General features: G+C 66.6%; 19 protein-coding genes. 12 read left to right on the forward strand and 7 right to left on the reverse strand.

Annotated elements, in window-relative coordinates; all coding sequences use genetic code 11:
- From FND50_RS30890 to FND50_RS30915, 6 genes are all read right to left on the reverse strand, one after another.
- Complete coding sequence (locus tag FND50_RS30890) at positions 1–1,236, reverse strand: acetyl-CoA C-acetyltransferase (protein ID WP_144288231.1); 1,236 nt, start codon at positions 1,234–1,236, stop codon at positions 1–3.
- Complete coding sequence (locus FND50_RS30895) at positions 1,229–2,935, reverse strand: AMP-binding protein (RefSeq protein ID WP_144288232.1); 1,707 nt, start codon at positions 2,933–2,935, stop codon at positions 1,229–1,231. Before FND50_RS30895 ends, FND50_RS30890 begins: the two co-directional genes overlap by 8 nt.
- Positions 2,932–3,780, reverse strand: coding sequence for an alpha/beta fold hydrolase (locus FND50_RS30900; RefSeq protein WP_144288233.1), 849 nt, complete (start codon positions 3,778–3,780; stop codon positions 2,932–2,934). The genes FND50_RS30895 and FND50_RS30900 overlap by 4 nt, the downstream gene beginning before the upstream one ends.
- Complete coding sequence (locus FND50_RS30905) at positions 3,777–4,580, reverse strand: hypothetical protein (protein WP_144288234.1); 804 nt, start codon at positions 4,578–4,580, stop codon at positions 3,777–3,779. The genes FND50_RS30900 and FND50_RS30905 overlap by 4 nt, the downstream gene beginning before the upstream one ends.
- Positions 4,577–5,770, reverse strand: a complete 1,194-nt coding sequence (locus FND50_RS30910) for an acyl-CoA dehydrogenase family protein (protein WP_005259030.1) — start codon at positions 5,768–5,770, stop codon at positions 4,577–4,579. Before FND50_RS30910 ends, FND50_RS30905 begins: the two co-directional genes overlap by 4 nt.
- Before the next feature lie 136 nt (positions 5,771–5,906).
- Positions 5,907–6,512 (reverse strand): TetR/AcrR family transcriptional regulator, encoded by a 606-nt coding sequence (locus FND50_RS30915; protein ID WP_050998621.1) that lies wholly within the window; start codon positions 6,510–6,512, stop codon positions 5,907–5,909.
- Positions 6,513–6,715: 203 nt separating this feature from the next.
- On the opposite strand from FND50_RS30915, the gene FND50_RS30920 reads away from it, so the two are divergent.
- The 7 genes from FND50_RS30920 (at position 6,716) to FND50_RS30950 (ending at position 11,464) form a co-directional block, all read left to right on the forward strand.
- Entirely contained in the window at positions 6,716–7,195 is a 480-nt protein-coding gene (locus FND50_RS30920) for a nuclear transport factor 2 family protein (protein WP_005259034.1), read from the forward strand.
- A complete protein-coding gene (locus tag FND50_RS30925; RefSeq protein WP_144288235.1) occupies positions 7,192–7,545 on the forward strand; it encodes a DUF485 domain-containing protein in 354 nt (117 codons plus the stop codon). The genes FND50_RS30920 and FND50_RS30925 overlap by 4 nt, the downstream gene beginning before the upstream one ends.
- Positions 7,542–9,146: a cation acetate symporter gene (locus FND50_RS30930; RefSeq protein ID WP_144288236.1), complete on the forward strand. Its 1,605-nt coding sequence runs from the start codon at positions 7,542–7,544 to the stop codon at positions 9,144–9,146. The genes FND50_RS30925 and FND50_RS30930 overlap by 4 nt, the downstream gene beginning before the upstream one ends.
- 144 nt (positions 9,147–9,290) lie before the next feature.
- Positions 9,291–9,761, forward strand: a complete 471-nt coding sequence (locus tag FND50_RS30935) for a nuclear transport factor 2 family protein (RefSeq protein WP_144288237.1) — start codon at positions 9,291–9,293, stop codon at positions 9,759–9,761.
- Positions 9,762–9,781: 20 nt separating this feature from the next.
- Complete coding sequence (locus tag FND50_RS30940; RefSeq protein WP_144288238.1) at positions 9,782–10,354, forward strand: TetR/AcrR family transcriptional regulator; 573 nt, start codon at positions 9,782–9,784, stop codon at positions 10,352–10,354.
- Positions 10,355–10,388: 34 nt separating this feature from the next.
- Positions 10,389–10,712 carry a putative quinol monooxygenase gene (locus FND50_RS30945; protein WP_144288239.1) on the forward strand — a complete coding sequence of 108 codons (324 nt, stop codon included), beginning with the start codon at positions 10,389–10,391 and terminating at the stop codon, positions 10,710–10,712.
- 53 nt (positions 10,713–10,765) lie between these two features.
- Complete coding sequence (locus tag FND50_RS30950; protein ID WP_144288240.1) at positions 10,766–11,464, forward strand: HAD family hydrolase; 699 nt, start codon at positions 10,766–10,768, stop codon at positions 11,462–11,464.
- Between the two features lie 32 nt (positions 11,465–11,496).
- On the opposite strand, the gene FND50_RS30955 is transcribed toward FND50_RS30950, so the two are convergent.
- Positions 11,497–12,579: a diacylglycerol kinase gene (locus tag FND50_RS30955; protein WP_144288241.1), complete on the reverse strand. Its 1,083-nt coding sequence runs from the start codon at positions 12,577–12,579 to the stop codon at positions 11,497–11,499.
- 121 nt (positions 12,580–12,700) lie between these two features.
- Here FND50_RS30955 and FND50_RS30960 point away from each other — a divergent pair, with 121 nt between their 5' ends.
- The 5 genes from FND50_RS30960 to FND50_RS30980 all read left to right on the forward strand — a co-directional run bounded on the left by FND50_RS30960 (position 12,701) and on the right by FND50_RS30980 (position 16,369).
- On the forward strand, positions 12,701–13,189 hold the full coding sequence (locus tag FND50_RS30960) for a GAF domain-containing protein (RefSeq protein ID WP_144288242.1): 489 nt from the start codon (positions 12,701–12,703) through the stop codon (positions 13,187–13,189).
- A gap of 322 nt (positions 13,190–13,511) precedes the next feature.
- Positions 13,512–14,744 carry an alkane 1-monooxygenase gene (locus FND50_RS30965; protein ID WP_144288243.1) on the forward strand — a complete coding sequence of 411 codons (1,233 nt, stop codon included), beginning with the start codon at positions 13,512–13,514 and terminating at the stop codon, positions 14,742–14,744.
- Positions 14,744–14,911 carry a rubredoxin gene (locus FND50_RS30970; RefSeq protein ID WP_005259056.1) on the forward strand — a complete coding sequence of 56 codons (168 nt, stop codon included), beginning with the start codon at positions 14,744–14,746 and terminating at the stop codon, positions 14,909–14,911. Before FND50_RS30965 ends, FND50_RS30970 begins: the two co-directional genes overlap by 1 nt.
- A gap of 1 nt (position 14,912) precedes the next feature.
- Positions 14,913–15,098: a rubredoxin gene (locus FND50_RS30975; protein ID WP_005251084.1), complete on the forward strand. Its 186-nt coding sequence runs from the start codon at positions 14,913–14,915 to the stop codon at positions 15,096–15,098.
- 5 nt (positions 15,099–15,103) lie between these two features.
- Positions 15,104–16,369 carry an NAD(P)/FAD-dependent oxidoreductase gene (locus tag FND50_RS30980; RefSeq protein WP_144289205.1) on the forward strand — a complete coding sequence of 422 codons (1,266 nt, stop codon included), beginning with the start codon at positions 15,104–15,106 and terminating at the stop codon, positions 16,367–16,369.
- The last annotated feature ends 3 nt before the right edge of the window (positions 16,370–16,372 follow it).

Consider the following 16,372-nt stretch of genomic DNA (forward strand, 5'->3'; position numbering starts at 1 on the left):
TCAGACCCTTTCGAAGATGGCGGTCAGCCCCTGGCCACCGCCGATGCACATCGTCTCCAGGCCGTAACGGACTCCGCGACGGTCCATCTCGCGCAGCAGTGTGGTGAGGATCCGCACTCCCGTCGCGCCGACGGGGTGCCCGAGCGAGATTCCCGAGCCGTTGACATTGGTGCGGTCGAAATCCTGTGCACCGAAGTTCCATTCGCGCGTGACGGCCAGCGCCTGCGCGGCAAAGGCCTCGTTCAGTTCGATGAGGTCGATGTCGGCGAGGGTCAGCCCGGCGCGTTTCAGGGCCCGTTCGGTGGACGGCACCGGTCCGATGCCCATCTCGGACGGCTCCACCCCCGCAACCGCCCAGGTGACCAGGCGTGCGAGGGGCCGGAGCCCCAGACGCTCCGCCTCCGCCCGGGTGGTGACGAGGCATGCTGCCGCACCGTCGTTCTGCCCGCTGGCGTTGCCGGCGGTGACGGTCGCCTCGGGGTCGGTGGCGCCCATGATGGGCCGCAACCGAGCGAGCGACTCGATTGTCGTGTCGGCACGGGGGTGCTCGTCCCGATCGACGACCTGCGGATCGCCCTTCCGGACGGGAACTTCCACCGGCACGATCTCCTCGGCGAACTTTCCCGAGTCGATCGCGGCGACCGCCCGCCGGTGGGAACTCACCGCGAGCTCGTCCTGCTCTCGACGGCTGATGTCGTACTTGCGGCGCAGGTTCTCCGCCGTCTCGAGCATGCCGCCCGGCACCGGATAGTTGCGTCCGCCTGCGGTGACACGACCGCGGGCGAGCCTGTCGAGGAGCGCTGCCGGCGCACCTTTGGCTCCCCAGCGCATCGACTCCGTGTAGTATTCGGCGCGGCTCATCGATTCCACGCCGCCGGCGATCACCAGCTCGGCGATCCCTGTCTGCACCCGCATCGCCGCGTCGAGCACCGCCTGCAGACCGGATCCGCAACGACGGTCGAGTTGCTGACCGGGAACCGTCACCGGCATTCCCCCGTCCAGGGCCACGACCCGGCCGATGGCAGGCGCCTCCCCGTTCGGGTAGCACTGACCGAAGATCACGTCGTCGACTCGGCCCGGATCCACCTTCGTCCGCGCGAGCAGTTCGGACACCACCCGAGCGCCGAGATCGGCGGCAGGCACGTCCTTGAACTGCCCGCCGTATCGGCCCACGGGGGTGCGCAGGGGCTCGCAGACGACGACGTCGTCCGCCCGGGCATTCGTATTTTCAGGCACTGCGGAAATCCCTTTCGTGATCGGTCCAGCGCTGCGCCCATTCACGCAGTTCGACCGCTCGGATCTTGGCTCCGTTGCCGCCCACGGTGGTCGGCATTTCCTCGATCACGTGCACCGCGGCGGGAACCTTGAACGCCGCCAGCGACTCTGCGCACCAGGCCCTGAGCTCGGCGGCGCCGGCCTCCGTGCCTTCGGTGGGGACGACGAACGCCACCGCCTCGGTGTATCCGCCGGTGCCGGTGATGCCCACGACCTTCGTCAGGTGGACGGCGTCGTGTTCGGCCAGCCGGTGCTCGATCTCGGCGGGGTCCACCAGGAACCCGCGTAGCCGGAGCACGTCCCCCATTCGGCATACATACGTATAGCCTCCGTCGCCGGTCGCGACGGCGAGGTCGCCGCTGCGGAACCACCCGTCCCTCGTGAACGCCCGTGCGGCCGCATCCGGATTGCCGAGGTAGGCGTCGACGACGTTCGGTCCGCGCACCTGAAGCTCACCCTGCTCACCGTCCGGAAGCACCGAGTCGTCGAGCGGATCGACGATGCGAACCTCGATGCCGGGTTCGACCGGGCGCCCACCGCCGTTCCAGCGCAGGGATTCCGGGTCCGCGGCATCCCACAGCAGCATCAGGGCGAACACCTCGGACGACCCGAAGACACCCGTGGTCACGGCACCGAACTCGTCACGCACCCACGCGGCCACCTCGTGCGAGCGGCCGAGGAAGTCGGCGATGCCGAGGCGCTTCAACGACGACAGGTCGGCACGGTTACCCGCGTGCCACGTGTCGTGGAGCCGGGTGAAGAGATCGTCGCCGCCGACGACGTGCGTGACCTTCAGCGACTCCATCCGGGCCAGCGTGACCGCGGCGTCGAAGACGGGCTCCATCAGCAGCGTGCCGCCGCCTGCGAGAGTGGCCAGGGCGGTGCTGTATCCGAACACCCCCGACACCGGCAGCACGCACAGGGTGACGTCTCCCGGTTCGACGGCAAGGACGACGGCGTCGGCTCGCGCGTGCCGGACCACCGCCGATTCGCGATGGGCTGCGAGTTTGGGAACACCCGTGGATCCGGATGTCGTGAACGCGACCGCGAGCACGTCGTCCGGGGCAGCCCGCTCGCCCGCAGCGGTGATGGTCGCCATGTCGGGTGTCACCGGCACCTGGACGGTGCCGGTATCCGCGCTGCCCGCTGTCCAGGCGCCACCGCCGAGGTCGAATCGCGCCGGGTCGGGGGCGTCGCCCGTCGTTCCGGGACCGCGCACGACGGCGACTGCCGGCGCCGGGAGGTCGAGGGAGTGCTGTGCCTCTCCGAGTCGTCCGAACAGGTCGAGACCGTGGAAGTGATCGGCCACGGCGACCACCGCGGGGCGCGCCGAGGTGAGGATGTGTGCGATCTCGTGGGTGTTGTAGCGGGTGTTGACGCCGATGACGTGTGCACCCACGGCGGACGCGGCGAGTTGCCAGACGATCGCGTCCGACCAGTTCGGCAGCAGGACGGCCACACACTGGCCGCGCCGGACGCCGACGCGCAGGAGTTCCGACTTCAGGCCGTCGACGCGGGCTCGGAGTTCGCTGCGGCTGGTGACGATCGGCTCGCCGTCGACGACGTCGAGGGCGGCAGCGGCACCCGGGTCGGCGGTCACGAGTTCGTCGAGCAGCGAGGCGAGTGTGTCACGACGCGTCGCCGTGTCGTGCGCCGTCACGAGAGCACCACCGCCGCACGCAGATCGGTCAACCACTCGTCCGCCATCGAGGCGAAATCGTCGATCTCCTCCATGGGGTAGTGGCCGATGCCCTCGAGCAGAGTGAACGACGCAAGTCCGGGACGGGCGGCGTCGAGCGCCGACACGGTTTGCTCGACGCGTCCGGCGTCGATCCACGGATCCTGCGCTCCGGCGACGAGCCTGAGAGGACAGGTGATCTCGGCGATCCGGTCGCGCACGTCGTGCGTGCCCCAGCCGATCAGGTCGGAGGACGAGATCTCCGGGTCCTCACGCTTGTGCATCGTGGCGATCAGGTCCGCCTTCGCCTCGGGCACGGTATGTCCGACGGAGGCGAGCGTGCCCAGGTACGTGCGGTCGGCGCGGCTGGGCCCGGCGACATCCTCGAGTTCGCGGCGCAGCCCACCCACGTTGACGCGGCCGGGACCGGCCTCCGCTGCCATCGCAATCGCTCCGGCCAGCGGCCTCGACGACCGCGTGGCGAGCTCGAGTGTCAGCTTGCCACCGATGGAACACCCGACGACGAAGGGCCGTTCGACGGCGAGCGCATCGAGGACCTTCCCGAGCCAGTCTCCGAACGTGACGATGCTGGTGACGGGACCGTCGACCGCGGGCTCGGAACGTCCGTGCCCCGGAAGGTCGGGGACGATCACCCGGTAGCCCCGGCCTGCCAGTTCGGACGCGACGCGCCGCCACTGGACTCCGCTCTGGCCTGCGGTGTGCAGGCACAGAACTATGGGCGCCTCGGTGTCCGGCTGATTGTCGGGGGTGATGATCTCGACGAAGCCGAGCGCTCCGTCGATCTCCAGGTATCGGGCCTCGATCATGGCCGGGCCTCCCTTCCGCACGTGAGTGGCAAAGAGTGCCCCGACACGCTTTGCCACTCACGTGCGGCGCTGCGGGCGTGGGCGATGATGATGTCGAGTGGTTTGGTCAGGCGCAGGTACTCGTACCCGTTACCGCTGGAGGAGAATTCACCACTGATGGCGCGGCGCATGAAATCGTTCCGTTCGGCGAACACGAGGTCGACCCAGGTGACAGCCGGGGCAATGAGCGTGAACGTGGCCCCACCCGGGACGCGGCGGGCGACGTCGATGATCGTTCCGCGGTAGATCCGCAGCTGCAGTTCGCGGGCCCGGCCCGAGGAGTCGGTGCAACGCAGACCCACGGTGCCGTCCCACGTCGACAGTGAGGACGCGAAGGCTGGATCGGTGGAGAGAGATTCGCGGAGACGCTCTCCCCAGGCCGGTGTGCAGAAGTCGACACCGGGATCGAATCGCACCTCGGACGGTTCGGGCGAACGCCACGTCTCGATTCCCTCCTCGCGAATCGACCCGGCCTCGTCGACGAGCCGCACGTGGCGATCGAACTCGGCTCCGGTCTCGGACTGTTCGACGCGCGTGACGACGGACTCGACGTGGACGACGTCGTCGCCCGCCACCGCGTACTGCGAATTCCATTGCAGTCCGGTGCGTGTGGCACCGGACGTCGTCGCCGGAGCGAGTACTCCCGCCACGACGATTCCCGTCAACGACGCCTCCGGCCATGACAGTCCGAGTTCGGAGACTCGCCGGGCGTCGCTCACAGTGCGATCGCCGACGGCGATGCTCGTGGTGAGTGTGCTCATTCGCCCGCCCTTCCCAGGAGTTCGTCGGAGATGATCCGCATCTGGATCTCGCTGGTGCCCTCGAAGATCTTCGTCAACCGCGCATCGCGCCAATGCCGTTCGACCTGGAAGTCGGTGGTGTACCCGGCGCCGCCGTGAATCTGCACCGCCTCACTCGTGACCCGCTCGGCCATCTCCGTCGCCACCAATTTGCACATCGACGCCTCCAGCGAACACCGCCGGCCGGTGTCGATATCGGTGGCCACCGAGTACATCAATTGCCGGGCGGCCTCGATGTCGGCGGCCATCGTCGCGACCTTGAACCGCAGGTGCTGAAAATCGGCCAACTCGTGCCCGAACTGCCTGCGGGTGTGCAGATACGCGATCGAATCCTCCAACGCGCCCCGCGCCAGACCGATCGCGCGGGCCGCGGTATGCGCCCGCCCCACCTCGAGACCGGACACCGCCAGGTAGAAGCCCTTGCCCTCCTCACCGAGCATGGCCGTGGCGGGAACCCGGAAATTGTCGAACGAGAGCTCCCACGTGCTCCACCCGAAATATCCGATCTTGCGGATCTTCGTCCCGCTGATCCCTTCGGGGAACCCGCCGCGCTGCTTCTCGATCAGGAACGCGCTGATCCCGCGGTGCGGTTTCGCCGGATCTTTGTTCGGATCGGTGCGCGCGAACAGCACCAGGTAGTCGGCCTCGTCGGCGTACGTGCACCACATCTTGGTACCGCTGATCACCCAGTCGTCGCCGTCGCGGGTCGCGCGGCAAGAAATGTTCGCCACATCTGATCCGGCCTCGGCCTCCGACAGTGCGTACGCGCCGAGGTACTCGCCGCGGGCGACCTTCGGCAGCAACGCCGCCTCCTGCTCCGGGGTGAATCCGCCGCCCATCCCGTTACCGCGGGCCAACAGCCCCGACACGCTCATCCACGCGCGGGACAACTCCTCCGCGACCAGGCAGTACTCGAACACTCCGAGACCGAGGCCGCCATGTTCCTCGGGGATCATGATCCCGAAGAACCCGACCTCGGCCATCGCCTTCTTCAACGTGTCGGGGATGGTGCCCTGCACCGGGTCGAGTTCGTTCGCGACCGGGAGCACCTGCTTCATCGCGAAATCGCGAGCCAGGTCGCGGATCGCCACCCGGTCCTCGGTCAGATACCGCGGTGAGTCGGTACGCGGCTGTGACGGCCGGTGAGTCATGGACACTCCTCATCCACTCGAACTACGGGGCGCGTGACTCGGGAGAACTCGCGGTTCCACACTCGGATCACATTAACGCTTGTTCACCCAGTACAGCACGGACGGGAACGCACCGTCAATGCCGAATCTCCCCGATTCAGGCGGGACGGTATCCGACCAGGTTGAGCGCATAGACGCCGTACGAGTCCGCGACCGCCTGCGCGGACAACGGTCCGTCCGGGCGGTACCAGAGCGCGATTCCCGCGCACATGGTGAGCACCGCGGTCACCGCCTGGTGAACGTGGGGGACGTCGAAGTCGCCGCCGGCCACACCCGCCTCCGCGATGGTGACGAACAAATGCTCCTGCGCGTCGCGCGAGCCCACGACCCGTTTGCGGTCCACCTCGTCGAGGTACCGCAATTCGGTGTTCGCCACCAGGCAGGCTTGCTGGTTGCGGGCGGTGTACAGCGAATGCGCGACCACCGCAGCCGTCCACTGCTCCGCCGGTGCGGACCCTGCCCTCCGCAGGGCGGTCCGGGTGGCGGTGAACTGCTCGTCACTGGCCGACCGCAGAATCTCGACCAGGAGCTCGTCCTTGTTCTCGAAATGGTTGTACACGTTGGCGGCGCTGCAGCCAGCACGTTTGGCGATGGTGCGCATGGTCGCCGCGTGAAAGCCGGCGGTATAGAACTCCTCCAGCGCCGCGTCCAGGATCCGCTGCCGGACGGAGGGAATCACTGCACCGCTTGACCGAGTGTTCATCCCTCGGAGGGTAGGTGCCACCCGAGGCGCGGGCAATACACCCTGAAGAAAATGCAGCTCACCACGCATCACGCACGGCGGACAGGGTGAGCGGCGCACGGTGTTGACCGATGGTAGCGCGTCCGTTATGGTCCAGATCACGTGAACGATTGTTAATTACCGGTTCGCGCATTCCGCTCCTCACACCGTGGAGGTATGCCACCTTGAGCACCCTCGAAGAACGAATCCGCCGCCTCGAAGACCTGGAGGCCATCCGGTACCTCGACGCGCAGTACTGCCGCCATCTCGACGACGGCAACTGGGACGCCCTGATGGATCTGTTCACCGACGACGGCGAATTCGACGGGCTGTCCAACCCGAAGGGCAAGAGCGAGATGCGGGCGTTCTTCGCCGGCCTCGCACCCGGCGGGCTCACCGCGTTCTGGCACTTCATCACCAACCTGGAGATCGACCTCGACGGCGATCGCGCCACCGTCCGCTCGTTCCTCTGGCAGCCCTGCGTATCCGACGGCAACGCCTCGATCGCCGCCGGCCGCTACACGGACGAGGCCGTCAAGGTCGACGGCCGCTGGCTGTACCGCGTCAAGCAGGTGCGCTTCCACTACTTCGGTCCGCTCACGGAGGGCTGGGACGAGAACCAGTTCGCGCTCGACTCGGCGCGACGTGCGGCGGTGAACGCGTGACCACCGAGTCCCCCGCCACCGCGGCGAGCGCAGCCGTCTGGTCACCGATCCTCGCGTTGCCGGAGTTCGTCGAACTGCGGCGACGACGCCGGGCCGTCACCACCGGACTCGGCCTGATCGCGATCGCACTGTTCTCGGGGTTTCTCGTCGGATTCGCCTTCTTCCCCGAACTCCTCGGCGACAACACGGCATTCGGCATTCCACTGTCGCTGTGGGTGGTGTTCTCCCAGTTCGCCGGCACCTGGGTGCTCGTGTACGCGTACTTCCGCCTCTCCCGTACCTTCATCCAACCCGCCGCCGATGCCGCCGTCCGGGCCATCGCGCAACGTGATCAGGAGCGTGCCTCATGACCGGCGACGCCGATTTCCTCGCCATCGGCATCTGTGCCGCCGTCATCTCGCTCACGCTGTGGGTGACGTTCGCCGCATCGCGCCGAAGCCGTAGCGCCACCGGATTCTTCGCTGCGGGACGCTCGATCACCGGCTGGCAGAACGGTTTCGCGATCGCCGGTGAATTCATCTCCGCGGGCAGTTTCCTGGGCACCACGGGCTTGATCTTCTACAAGGGCGTCGACGGCGCCGTCATTCTGTGCACGTCGGTGGTCTCCTTCCTCCCCGTCCTCTTCCTCCTCGCCGAGAAGATGCGGAACGTCGGAAAGTTCACGCTCGCCGATGTTCTGGTGTTCCGGACCGGCGCACGTCGCGTCCGGGTGGTGGTTGCACTCAGCACCATCGTCACCGGCACGTTCGTGCTGCTCGCCCAACTCGTGGCGGCCGGCGTACTGCTCGAGTCCGTCTCGGGGATCCCGTTCGGCCTGTCCGTCGTGGTCGCCGGATCACTCATGGGCATCTACGTCTTCGTCGGCGGAATGCTGGCGACCACGTGGGTTCAAGTGATCAAGTCGTCCATTCTGTCGATCCTGGCGATCGTGGTGTGCCTCGGGATCCTCGCGAAGTTCGGCTTCAGCGTCCCCGGCATGCTCGGGGCGGCAACCTCGAACGCCGCGGCCGGAGATGCCATCCTCTCGCCGGGCCTGATCTTCGGGCAGACCGGTGCGATCAACCTGATCTCGTACTCCCTGGCGTTCGCGCTCGGCACGGCCGGTATGGCGCACATCCTGATTCGCTTCTTCACCGTCCCCGAGGCCGCGACGGCCCGGAAGTCACTGGGCTGGACCGTCGCGCTGTGCAGCATCTTCTACCTGATCGTCATCGTCATGGGCTTCGGCACCGCCGCGCTTCTCGGTCCCGACGGGGCGGATCGCGTCGGCGCCGGCGGCAATCTCGCGGCACCCACGCTGGTCACGGAACTCGGCGGAGGCGTCGGCACCATCGGTGGTTCGATCGCGCTGGCCATGGTGGCAGCCGTCGCATTCGCGAGTATCGTCGCGGTCGTCGCGGGCGTCGTGATCTCGGCTGCGGGAACGTTCGCCCACGACGTGTGGCCCACCCTCACCCGCCGGAAATCCGCCGACGCCGGCACGGAGACTGCGGATGCCCGCGAGGCGAAGATCGCCCGGTATGCGGCGGTCGCGTTCAGCGTCGTCGCGATCGGACTGACGATGGCGATCGGCGACACCACCAACATCACCTACTTCATGGGTATGGCCTTCATGGTCGCAGGCAGTGCGCACCTGCCCAGCCTGCTGCTCAGCCTCAACTGGCGGCGGTTCAACAGCACAGGCGCCGTGTGGGGCATCTCGGTGGGATTAGGATCCACCGTGGTCAGTCTGATGTTCACGGAGGCGCTCTGGCTCGGGAGTGGTCCGGCGCCGCTGACCATTCAGTTGCCGGTGATCATCACGATGCCGCTCGGGCTGGCCGCCGCCGTGATCGGCTCCCTCGCCGGCGAACGCCTTCACGGACGTTCGGCGGATCGAGACGAGAAGTTCGCCGAGATGCTGGTGCGCGCAGAGACCGGTATCGGCGCGGAACTCGCCGAAACGCACTAGGTTTCACGCTCGGCCGATGCCCTCGCCGTCACGGCGGGGGCTTCGCCCGTGCCGCGTGTCCGCCGCAACCCTGGACAGTACAGACTGTACCAATTGGTACAGTCTGTACTGATAGGTACAACACCTCCCGGAGGAGCGCTCACCATGTCCGTTCGCCCACCCGTACCCCCGTTCACGCTCGACACCGCGATCGCGAAGGTTCGCGCCGCCGAGGACGGCTGGAATTCCCGTGATCCCGAGAAGGTCGCGCAGGCTTACACCGAGGACAGTCGGTGGCGCAATCGGTCCACCTTTCTGCAGGGGCGCCGCGAGATCGTCGACTTCCTCGCCGGGAAGTGGGACCGCGAACTGGAATACCGTCTGATCAAGGAACTGTGGGCGCACGACGGGAATCGGATCGCGGTCCGGTTCGCGTACGAGTTCCACGACACCGACGGGCAGTGGTTCCGCGCGTACGGCAACGAGAACTGGCAGTTCGACGACAACGGTCTGATGCGGTGGCGTCACGCCAGCATCAACGACGTGCCGATCGACGAATCCGACCGCAAGTTCTTCTGGGACATGTCCGGCGTGCGACCGTCGGATCATCCCGGGCTGAGCGATCTCGGCCTCTGACCGGCACACGAGGAGTAGTCATGCCCCGAGCAGTAGCCGAGCGCGGCGACGTCGTCCCCGTGCTGGCGGAGGTGTTCCGATCCCACGGGTTCGACGGCGCGAGCCTGGCCGTCATCACCGAGCACACCGGACTCGGCAAAGGCAGCCTGTACAACTTCTTCCCCCGCGGCAAGGACGAGATGGCCGAGGCCGTCCTCGACGAGGTCGACGCCTGGTTCCAGACCGCCGTGCACCTGCCGCTGCGCGGGTCCGAGCCCGCCGCCGCCCGTCTGGAGCGGATGTTCGACGAGGTCGAAACGTACTTCCGGCCGGGACGCCGAATCTGCCTGTTCGGCGCGTTCGCGCTCGGCCTCGAACGTGACCGCTTCGCCGACCGGGTCCGTGCCTACTTCACCGACTGGGTCGATTCGCTCGCCGGCGCCCTCGCCGACGCCGGCCACGGCAGGCAGTCGCGGCCGCTCGCCGAGGAGGTCGTCGCGGGAATCCAGGGCGCGCTCGTCCTCGCGCGTGCCCTGGACGACCCCGACAGTTTCACCCGCATCCTCACCCGGCTACGCCGCTCGGTCGGGGATCCGAACGAATCGCGCGCGTAGGATTCGAATCGTCGACTCGAGAAGTGAGGCAGCCGTGATTTTCATCGTCGTCAACTTCACCGTGAAACCGGACCACGCGGACGGCTGGCTCGACCTGGTGCAGCCGTTCACCGACGCGACCCGGAACGAACCGGGCAACCTGTGGTTCTACTGGTCGCGGGCGGTGGAGGATCCGAACTTGTACGTCCTCGTCGAGGCATTCCGTGACGACGACGCCGCCGTCGCCCACGTGCAGAGCGAGCATTTCCAAGCCGCCATGCGCGAGTTGAAACCCGCCCTCGCACAGACACCGCGGATCATCAACACCACGATCGACGGCACCGAGTGGTCGCTGATGGGTGAACTCGAAGTCGACTGACCCCGTCCGGCTTCACCCTGAAGTCGAGCGCACCGCGCGTTAGCCTGGAAAACGTGGCTTCCGATCTCACCGACTTCGACGCAGTGATCTTCGACTTCTCCGGCACGCTGTTCCGGCTGGAGGAGGACGACAGCTGGATGGCCGACCTCACCGACCACGACGGTGAACCGTTCGAGCTCCACCAGCAGGCCGAATTGATGCGGCGCATGACGGCGCCGGTCGGTCAGACCGTCGAGATGGACGCGGCCGAGCACCACGCGTGGACCAACCGCGACCTCGACCCTCGGTTCCACCGGCAGGCGTACCTCGACGTCTTGCGCAAGTCCGGGGTCGCGCACGAGGACCAGGCGGTCGGGCTGTACGAGCGGGTGATCGACCCGGGGTGCTGGAGCGCATATCCCGACACCGCGGAAGTGCTTGCGTCACTGAAGGACCGTGGAATCAAGATCGCGGTGCTGAGCAACATCGCGTTCGACATCCGGCCCGCGTTCGCGGATCTGGGAGTCGAGCATCTCGTCGACGCGTTCGTGCTGTCGTTCGAGGTGGGTGCGATCAAACCGGACCCGAAGATCTTCGAGCACGCCCTTACCGCACTCGGCTCCGAGCCCGAACGCACTCTCATGATCGGCGACAGCGAGGAAGCCGACGGCGCCGCACGCAAGGTGGGCTGCGCGTTCGCACTCGTCGAACCCGTTCCCCTCGCGGAGCGCCCCGACGGTCTCCGAAATGCGCTCAGTGCCTTCGGCCTGTGAGTACTTATTAACCACGGGCGGTTAACAAGTACTCACAAGCGCGAAGCGCATAATCCGCGGCCGGTGACGAGAGGCAGGTCGAGTGCGGTCACCAGCCCGGGCTTCGCCTCGACCACCGCGTGCACCGAATTCACCAGCCGCATCGCGGTGACGATCATCCCCGACACGTTGTGGTCGCCGTTTTCGCCGTGGTGGTTGAACTCGACGGTCATCATCGGCTCGCCCATGATGTCGATGCGGTAGCACCCGTCGCCGCGGGTGGGTTTCGGCCAGTCCGGTTTCTGTTCGGGGTGGGTGCGAGTGACGTGCTCGAGGACCACGCGCGGCACCCCGTCGACCGTGCCGACGACTTCGAACCGCACTGCCGCCACCGTTCCCTTCGCGATGTGGCACGACAGAATGTCCAGATCCTTCTCGGCGGGGATGCGTTCGAACTTCTCCAGCAGCGGCCCGTCGAGCGTGAGGTCCAGTCCCACGGCGATCTGGCGGACGACACTCCCCCACGCAAGCGACAGCACGCCCGGCTGGAACAGCATCGGCGTCTCCTCGACAGGTTTGCCGAAACCGAAGATCTCACTCATCACCACCGGCTGGTAATAAGTTGAGTAGTCGGCGATCTCGGCGCAGCGCACCTCGTCGATCCGCTGCGACAGGCTCGTCATGGCCAGCGGGAGAACATCGTTCGCGAACCCGGGGTCGATACCGTTCACGTGGAGGCTCGCGTCTCCCTGCTCGCCGGCGCGGTGGATGCGGTCGACGAGTTCGTCCGGGACCACACCGATCGGGTACTGCAACAGAACGGGTCCGGAGGACACGACGTTGATGCCGGCCTCGAGGAACGAGATCAGCTCCTCGATGGCGTCGAAGATGCGGTCGTCCGTCATCGCGGTGTGCACGATGCAGTCCGGCTTCAGAGCGAGAAGCGCCGCCTTGTCGTCGGTCGCCGCCACGCCGAGTTCTCTTCCGAGACCGGCCAGCTCCCCGGCGTCCTTCCCGACCTTCTCCGGGTTGGACACCCACACGCCGACCAGTTCGAGGTCGTCGCGGGCGTCGATCCCTGCGATGGCGTGACGCCCGACCGTACCGGTGGACCATTCGACGACGCGGTATGTCATGAGTTCTCTCCGAGTTCCAGAAGTAGCACCCCTCCCGCGAATGTAACAGGTTCTAGTTTACCCGGGTGGACGATTGCCGAAGAGTGCTGTCGCGGTTCGGCGTCAGGGAGAATCCATACGTATGACACCCACCGACGTCTACCGCGCACCGATGCGTTCCCGTCGCGACGACGTGGACCCAGGGCTCGCGGTGCAGCGCGCGCTCGCCATGAACGTGTGTGGAATCGGCGGGTTGCTGGCCTCACCTCCCGTCGATCTGAGTGAGGCGCTCGACGCGACCGAGCGCACCTACGGTGATCCGGCCGCACGCCGGCTCGAACGCTTCACGCAGGTGCTGGACGGATCGTTCGTCTGGTCGCGTGACGCCGACGGGCTCTACCTCCTCGGCCGGATCGACGGTCCGTGGCGCTACGACTCGAGTCCGGAGGCCGCGGCTGTGGATCTGGTACACCTCCGAGACTGCGAGTGGCTCGACGCACCCGTCGCCGAGCTCGACGTACCGCCCGCGACCGTGCACACCTTCGCCCGCGGTGGACGCAACTTCCAGCAGACCCACCACTCTGACATCGCCGAGCAGACGCAGCGCGTGTGGGACCGCGGAAGGCGGTGAAATGCTTCGCCCGTGAGTACTTATCAACCACCGGTGGTTGACAAGTACTCACGGGCGGAGCTACCAGCGGTACCCGAGCAGGCCCAGGACGAATTCGAGCCAGTCGGGAAGTCCGGGGTCACGGAACATCGAGGGCCTCCTCAGCACGGTGCAACGGTGTCGACCTCTCTATCGGCAGCGGAGACCCCCGCGTTAGAACTGCACCTCGCCAGATTTACAAATCCATGGTTTTGTCTAGACGCTGGATCCAAGTCCGTGTACTGTCCAAATGAGAGTGAGCTGGTTCATACCGGCACGGCTACTGGACGAGGAGGTTCGCATCGTGACGACGTCGAATATCAGCAGGATGGCAGGAGAGGCACCACCGGAAGCGTGGCGTGACCGCAAGCGCTACCTGTGGTTGATGGGATTGATTCCCCCGACCTCACTGTTCCTCGCTGCGGGGCTCGTGTGGGCCTTCAACCAACTGGGATGGTCGGCGGCAGCACCGGTGTGGTGGTGGATCGGCGCACTGCTGTTGTTCGGACTGCTCCCCCTCCTCGACCGGTTCTTCGGGCCCGACGGCCAAAACCCTCCCGAGGAAGTGATGGAACAGCTCGAGAACGACAGGTACTACCGGTACTGCACGTTCGTGTTCATCCCGTTCCAGCTGGCGAGCCTCGTCTTCGCGTGCTACCTCTGGTCGGCAGACAACCTCTCCTGGCTCGGCATCGGCGGCGGCCTCGGACTGGTGTCGAAGATCGGCGTCGCGTTCAGCGTCGCCGTCATGGGCGGCATCGGCATCAACACCGCACACGAGATGGGTCACAAGAAAACCGAGCTCGAACGGTGGCTGGCCAAGATCACTCTCGCGCAGACGTTCTACGGCCACTTCTACATCGAGCACAACCGGGGCCACCACGTTCGGGTCGCCACGCCGGAGGACCCGGCGAGTTCACGCTTCGGAGAAAGCTTCTGGACGTTCCTGCCCCGCAGTGTCTGGGGAAGCCTGAAGTCGTCCTGGGAGCTCGAGAAGACGCGGATGCAGCGACTCGGCAAGAGCACGTGGAGCATTCACAACGACGTGCTCAATGCCTGGCTCATGTCGGTGGTGCTGTTCGGTGCGCTCATCGCCATATTCGGTCCGGTCGTCATCCCGTTCCTGATCATTCAGGCCGTCTACGGATTTTCTCTCCTCGAGACGGTCAACTACCTCGAGCACTACGGCTTGATGCGTCAGAAGACCGCCAGCGGCCGCTACGAGCGCTGCGCTCCCGCACACAGCTGGAACTCCGACCACATCGTCACCAACATCTTCCTGTACCACCTGCAGCGCCACAGCGACCATCACGCGAACCCGACCAGGCGCTACCAGACGCTCCGGAGCATGGACGGCGCCCCCAACCTGCCGAGTGGCTACGCCAGCATGATCACGCTCGCGTACTTCCCGCCGCTCTGGCGCAAGGTGATGGATCACCGCGTGCTCGACCACTACGACGGCGACATCACCCGTGTGAACATCCAACCCGGCAAGCGCGAGAAGGTGCTGGCCAAGTACAGCGGCGGAGTTCGGTGATGGCCGCCTACCAATGCCCGGTCTGCGACTACGTCTACGACGAGGCGTCCGGCGCACCGCGTGAGGGATTCCCCGCCGGCACCGCGTGGGCCGACGTGCCCGACGACTGGTGCTGCCCCGACTGCGGGGTCCGCGAGAAGATCGATTTCGACCCGAGGGTGGCGTGACATGAGCACCGATTTCAAGCTTTACCGCTGCGTCCAATGCGGATTCGAGTACGACGAGGCCGAGGGCTGGCCGGAGGACGGCATCGAGCCCGGCACCAGGTGGGACGACATTCCCGAGGACTGGTCGTGCCCCGACTGCGGGGCCGCCAAGGCGGACTTCGACATGGTCGAGGTCAGCCGGGCGTGAGCGCAATGTCGAATCACTCCACGGAACTGTCGACGGTGGTCATCGTCGGGTCCGGTATCGCGGGGGCGAGCGCCGCGCAGACGCTCCGGTCGGAAGGCTTCAGCGGACGCGTCGTCATGATCGGAGACGAACCCGCGCCGCCCTATCGGCGTCCGACGGTGTCGAAAGACTTCCTGTCGGGTGCCACGGCGGCGGAGAAGACCGCACTCAAGCCGGGCTCTTTCTGGAAGGAAAGAGATATCGAATTAATCACCGGTGCAACGGCAGTCGAACTCGACACCCGGCGGAAGTTGCTGACGCTCTCGTCCGGAGTAACACTGTCATTCAGTGCTCTGCTGCTCGCGACCGGTGGCCGGGCCCGGAAACTCGAGGGTGTCTCCGGTGCGCACGTGTTCACTCTGCGGTCGATGGCCGATGCCGATTCCCTCCGCGAATCGATTCGGTGCACCAGTTCCCTGCTCGTGATCGGCGGGGGTCTCATCGGATGTGAGGTCGCGGCCACGGCGCGGTCGCTCGGCGCGGAGGTCACCGTCCTCGAACGAGACCGGTCGCTCCTCAGTCGAATTGTGCCCCCAGAAATCTCGACGATGATCGCGTCGCTGCACTCCGAGAACGGCGTGGACGTGTGTACGGATGTCGCACTGTCGTCGCTCGACGTGAGCGACGACGGCTCCGCCCGCGCCACCGCGGACGACGGTCGCAGCTGGAGTGCCGGCACCGTCCTCGTGTCGGTCGGCACCGTCCCCGAGGTGACGCTCGCGGTCGCGGCGGGACTGCGCGTCCACAACGGCATCACCGTCGATGGGCAGTTTCGCACGTCGGCCGACGGCGTCTACGCGGCCGGCGACGCGGCCGACATCCCCGGTGTGCGTGACTCGGAGCGTTACCGTTCCGAACATTGGAACGGCGCTCAGGCGCAGGGGATTGCCGCCGCGCACTCCATCCTCGGAAAGCCCGCGCCGTTCACCGACGTTCCGTGGGGGTGGTCCACGCAGTACGGCCACACCGTGCAGTTCGCCGGCGCGACCCGTTTCGACGACGACTACGTGATCCGCGGTTCGATCGACGATCGCGATTTCACAGCGGTCGCGGTCCGTGGGAGCACGCCGGTCGGGGTCATCGCCGTGGGCCGCCCGAAAGACCTCCGAACCGTGCGCACGATGATCGCCCGGGGCGACACAGTCGACCGCGCCGCGCTGGCGGACGAGTCGGTTGCTCTGACCGACGTGCTCACCGGCGAGCGGGAAGGTCGGGTTCCGGTCGCCCGCTAGCAT

Origin of the sequence: Rhodococcus sp. WB9 (assembly GCF_007558985.1) — a bacterium.
GTDB lineage: Bacteria > Actinomycetota > Actinomycetes > Mycobacteriales > Mycobacteriaceae > Rhodococcus_F > Rhodococcus_F opacus.

What these genes read in the sequence shown, in the direction of transcription:
- FND50_RS30900 (WP_144288233.1), bottom strand. Translation starts at nt 3,780, where the DNA reads ATGATCGAGGCCCGATACCTGGAGATCGACGGAGCGCTCGGCTTCGTC.
- FND50_RS30905 (WP_144288234.1), bottom strand. Translation starts at nt 4,580, where the DNA reads ATGAGCACACTCACCACGAGCATCGCCGTCGGCGATCGCACTGTGAGC.
- FND50_RS30910 (WP_005259030.1), bottom strand. Translation starts at nt 5,770, where the DNA reads ATGACTCACCGGCCGTCACAGCCGCGTACCGACTCACCGCGGTATCTG.
- FND50_RS30915 (WP_050998621.1), bottom strand. Translation starts at nt 6,512, where the DNA reads ATGAACACTCGGTCAAGCGGTGCAGTGATTCCCTCCGTCCGGCAGCGG.
- FND50_RS30930 (WP_144288236.1), top strand. Translation starts at nt 7,542, where the DNA reads ATGACCGGCGACGCCGATTTCCTCGCCATCGGCATCTGTGCCGCCGTC.
- FND50_RS30935 (WP_144288237.1), top strand. Translation starts at nt 9,291, where the DNA reads ATGTCCGTTCGCCCACCCGTACCCCCGTTCACGCTCGACACCGCGATC.
- FND50_RS30940 (WP_144288238.1), top strand. Translation starts at nt 9,782, where the DNA reads ATGCCCCGAGCAGTAGCCGAGCGCGGCGACGTCGTCCCCGTGCTGGCG.
- FND50_RS30955 (WP_144288241.1), bottom strand. Translation starts at nt 12,579, where the DNA reads ATGACATACCGCGTCGTCGAATGGTCCACCGGTACGGTCGGGCGTCAC.
- FND50_RS30960 (WP_144288242.1), top strand. Translation starts at nt 12,701, where the DNA reads ATGACACCCACCGACGTCTACCGCGCACCGATGCGTTCCCGTCGCGAC.
- FND50_RS30970 (WP_005259056.1), top strand. Translation starts at nt 14,744, where the DNA reads ATGGCCGCCTACCAATGCCCGGTCTGCGACTACGTCTACGACGAGGCG.
- FND50_RS30975 (WP_005251084.1), top strand. Translation starts at nt 14,913, where the DNA reads ATGAGCACCGATTTCAAGCTTTACCGCTGCGTCCAATGCGGATTCGAG.
- FND50_RS30980 (WP_144289205.1), top strand. Translation starts at nt 15,104, where the DNA reads ATGTCGAATCACTCCACGGAACTGTCGACGGTGGTCATCGTCGGGTCC.